General features: G+C 60.4%; 3 protein-coding genes. All 3 read left to right on the top strand.

The genetic code is table 11. From position 1 onward, the window contains the following. Positions 1-517: sodium/glutamate symporter (locus JNM42_RS11535; protein ID WP_294269738.1), on the top strand; the 517-nt coding region annotated here is incomplete at its 5' end. A gap of 256 nt (positions 518-773) precedes the next feature. Next, positions 774-1,901, top strand: a complete 1,128-nt coding sequence (locus JNM42_RS11530; protein ID WP_294269735.1) for an EAL domain-containing protein — start codon at positions 774-776, stop codon at positions 1,899-1,901. Positions 1,902-2,114: 213 nt separating this feature from the next. Further along, the coding region (locus JNM42_RS11525) for a DEAD/DEAH box helicase (RefSeq protein WP_294269740.1) at positions 2,115-4,573 on the top strand (2,459 nt) is incomplete at its 3' end.

Here is a 4,573-nt window from a genome sequence, read left to right as displayed (position 1 = left end):
TGGTCAGCTTGTCTCCGACGCCTTGAGCGGCACCTTTCTCGAATTGCCAACCTTCGTCTGCTCTCTTTTTGTTGGTGTGCTGTTGCGTAATATCCTTGGCGCCATCGGTTTTTACCAGGTTTTCGAACGAGCGGTTTCGGTGCTCGGCAACGTCGCGCTTTCACTGTTTCTGGCCACTGCCCTGATGTCCCTGCGCCTCTGGGAGCTGGCATCGCTGGCCTTGCCGATGCTGGAGCTGCTGACCTGCCAGACGGCATTGATGGCCGTCTATGCCCGCTTCGTCACGTTCCCCATGATGGGCAGTACCTACGATGCCGCTGTCATTGCCGCCGGTCATTGCGGCTTCGGTCTGGGCGCCACGCCGACAGCCGTTGCCAACATGCAGGCAGTGACCGAGCGCTTTGGCCCGTCACACGTGGCATTTCTGGTGGTACCAATGGTCGGCGCCTTTTTTATCGACATTGCCAACGCGACCGTAATCAAGCTGTTTTTGATTCTTCCCTTCTTTTCCAACTGAAACGCCGGCACGGACTGCCCAGCAGGAACTCCGGGACTGCACATCGCTTTTGCATGGACGGTTACCGATTTCCAGTGACTCCGCCGTACCCCAAACATCAATCCGAAAGCCAATGGCGAGCAATCCGCAAGGCTATTTTCAGCCTGGACATCTTTCTCAAGATGCCCGTATTCATTACCCTGCAGACTGATTCCTGGTACGGGTGGGCGGGGTAGCGGCTTGATTGCAACTTTTTTGCCGATATTCCAATATAATCATGAAAAACAACAGGAGCGATGCGTTGGAAAAGCAGTGGTCTTTGGAGTCTTTCGGTACCGATGGCGTTCGCGTCGACTTCGTGATTGCCCAACTGCCTTGTCGAATCGGCCGGAGCAAGGAAAACGATCTGGTGATTGCCAACCTTGGGCTGAGTCGTCTCCATGCCGTGCTGTCGCGTGACATCAGTGGGCAGATCCGACTCGTCGACGAAAACAGCACCAACGGCACCTTCGTCAATCGCCGTCGAGTCGAAGGTTACTCCCTGCTCAACGAGAACGACATCATCCATTTTGCCAGTGCCGAGTTCAAACTGCGCATGACTCTGGTGGACCAGAGCACCGTGCTGCCGTTCGACGAGATGCACACCATGCTGATGCCGGACAATATGTCCTTGTCGGAACGCTTCGTGCCGAACGAAGCCGAGTTTGACCAGTTGATCAATGGCTACGGCCTGTCTGGTGCTGCCCAGCCTATCGTTGACGCACTTACCCGGCAGGTCATGGGTTATGAACTGCTTGGCCGCGCCAATCATCCGCTGCTGCCGCGCACGCCGATCGAACTGTTTGGCCTGGCGCAGGCGATGGATCGTGAACTTGACCTGAGCCTGGCTTTCCGCGAGTTCGGAACCAGCAGGATCGCGCCGCACTGTACGGGCCATGCCTTGTTCATCAATGCTCACCCGAAGGAGACATTCAGCGAGAATTTTTACGTTTCGCTGGAACGTCTTCGCCAGACTTCGCCAGATATCAACATCGTTGTCGAGATTCACGAATCGGCAGTGACCGACATCGTCAAGCTGCGTCAATTTGCCAGCCGCCTGACGCAGTTGGGAATCCGTTTTGCCTACGACGATTTCGGCGCCGGGCAGGCGCGTTTGCTCGAACTGGCCGACGTTCCAGCGCACTTCGTGAAGTTTGACATCTCGCTGATTCGCGGCCTGCACAAGGCGAGCGAACGCAAGCGCCAGGTCGTCAGGAATCTGGTGCAATTGGTCCTGGCGACGGGTTCGGTACCGCTCGCCGAGGGCGTTGAAGATGAAGAAGAGGCGCAAGTCTGTATTGAAATGGGGTTTCAGTTGATTCAGGGCTACCTTACGGGCAGACCGATCCCCGAGGAGTCGCTGTAGCATCGAATAATCGGAACGTGCTCAGAGCGATCCGGTTTTCCGCTCTCCTTCGGCAGCGTAGCGCCGACCCGGACAAGTGTCCGCTGGTCGCCGAAAAAGCCAGCCAGGCCTGATCGGCTATAATGTCGGGTTTTCCCGCACCGCCTCACATTGCCCCTCGTGCCCCAGTCCAAGCCCTCCAGCGAATCCCCCGCTGCCCTGCTGTCGCTAGCCCTGCCCTCATTCAAGGCCGGCGAACGAACGCAGTTGCCGCCCTTTGCAGGGTCGGCGGATGCGCTGTACATCGCACACCTGGCGGCGAGTCAGGGCAAGCGGCTGGCTGTGCTGACAGCGAGCGCCAACGATGCCCAGCGCCTGCTCGACGAGATCCCGTGGTTCGCGCCCGGGCTTCGCGTGCGCCTGCTGCCGGACTGGGAAACGCTGCCGTATGACAGCTTCTCGCCACACCACGACCTCATTTCGGAACGCCTGGCGACGCTCTACAGCGTCATGCGCGGCGAATGCGAGGTGCTGCTGGTACCGGCGTCGACCGCAGTTTACCGTTTTACGCCGCCGGCCTATCTGGCGGCCTACACTTTCTTCCTGAAGAATGGCGAGAAGCTCGACGCCGAGCAGTTCCGCGCCCAGCTCACCCTGGCCGGTTACGCGCACGTCACCCAGGTTGTCGCTCCCGGCGAATATTCTGTGCGCGGCGGGCTGGTCGATCTCTTTCCCATGGGTTCGACGCTGCCCTTCCGTCTTGACCTGTTCGACGACGAAATCGAAAGCATCAAGACCTTCGACGTGGATTCCCAGCGCACGCTCTATCCGGTGCCGGAAGTCCGCTTGCTGCCGGCACGCGAATTTCCGCTCGACGACAGGGGGCGCACCCGTTTTCGCCAGCGCTTCCGCGAAATCTTCGAGGGTGACCCGGCGCGTTCAGGCATCTACAAGGACGTCTCCAACGGCATCCCCTCGGCCGGCATCGAATACTGGCTGCCGCTGTTCTTTGAAGAAACAGCGACGCTCTTCGACTACCTGTCCAAAGATACGGTGCTTTGCCTGCATAACGACGTACCCGAAGCCATCCGCGCCTTCTGGCGCGACGCCCAGTCGCGTTTCAACATGCTCTCCGGCGAGCACAGCCGGCCGCTGTTGGCGCCGGGCGATCTGTTCCTTGCCGAAGAACCCTTCTTTACCGCCGCCAGGCCCTATGCGCGGCTGATTCTCGCCGCCGGTAGCGACGGCCCATCCACCAGACTGCCACCGGTAGCCGTCGACCGCCGTGCCGAAGACCCGCTGACCAGCCTGAAAGCCTTCATCGACGGTTTTCCCGGCCGCATTCTGCTGCTCGCCGAATCAGCCGGACGACGCGAAACCCTTGCCGGACTCTTCGCCGACTACGGCCTGAAGCCCGACCCCTGCACCGATCTATCAGAATTCCTCGCCAACGAGTGCAAACTGGTCCTGGGCGTCGCACCGCTGCATGACGGTTTCCTGCTGGAAACAGAACGACATGAAACCACTCCCGGCCTCCCCTTGTCAGGGGAGGAGACCATCCTCGCCCCCCTGACAAGGGGGGCTGGGGGGGTTGAATGCGGACCCACTTCCCTGGCCTTCATCACCGAAGCCGAACTCTATTCCGGCAGTCCATCGCGGCGCACCCGGCACGCCGCACAGCGCAAGGCTTCGCTTGACAACTGGCTGCGCGATCTCTCCGAACTCAAGATCGGCGACCCTGTGGTGCACGAACAGCACGGCATTGCCCGCTATCGGGGGCTGGTGCATCTTGACCTCGGCGAAGGCGACATGGAGTTTCTCGAACTCCACTACGCCAGCGAGGCCAGACTCTACGTTCCGGTTGCCCAACTGCATCTCATCTCGCGCTACTCCAGTTCGGATCCGGATGCGGCGCCGCTGCACACGCTGGGCACACCGCAATGGGAGAAAGCCAAGCGCCGCGCGGCCTTGCAGGCACGCGACACCGCCGCCGAACTGCTGGCGCTTTACGCCCTGCGCGCGGCCCGTCAAGGTCACGCCTTCGAATTCAAGACACACGACTACGATGCCTTTGCCGACGGCTTTGCCTTTGAAGAAACACCCGATCAGGCAGCGGCGATCAACGCCGTCATCGACGACATGAAATCCGGTCGCCCGATGGATCGCCTGGTGTGCGGCGACGTCGGCTTCGGCAAGACCGAAGTCGCCCTGCGCGCCGCGTTCTGCGCCGTCGCCGGCGGCAAGCAGGTCGCCGTGCTGTGCCCGACCACCCTGCTTTGCGAACAGCACTTCCAGACTTTCACTGACCGTTTTGCGCAAGTGGGCATGCACTGGCCGGTGAAGATCGTCGAACTGTCGCGTTTCAGGACGACCAAGGAAACAACGCTGGCACTCAAGGAACTGGCAGAAGGCCATGTCGATATCGCTATCGGCACGCACAAATTGCTGCAGAAGGACGTCAAATTTACCCGCCTCGGTCTGGTCGTCATCGACGAGGAGCACCGTTTCGGCGTGCGCCAGAAGGAGGCGCTGAAAGCCTTGCGTGCCGAAGTCGATGTGCTGACGCTGACCGCCACACCGATCCCGCGCACGCTGGGCATGTCGCTGGAGGGACTGCGCGACTTCTCGGTGATCGCCACCGCGCCTCAGAAGCGACTGGCGATCAAGACCTTTGTCTCCAGGTTTTCGGATGG

It is taken from the genome of Propionivibrio sp. (assembly GCF_016790145.1).
GTDB lineage: Bacteria > Pseudomonadota > Gammaproteobacteria > Burkholderiales > Rhodocyclaceae > Propionivibrio.
This window is presented reverse-complemented; position numbering and strand designations above follow the sequence as displayed.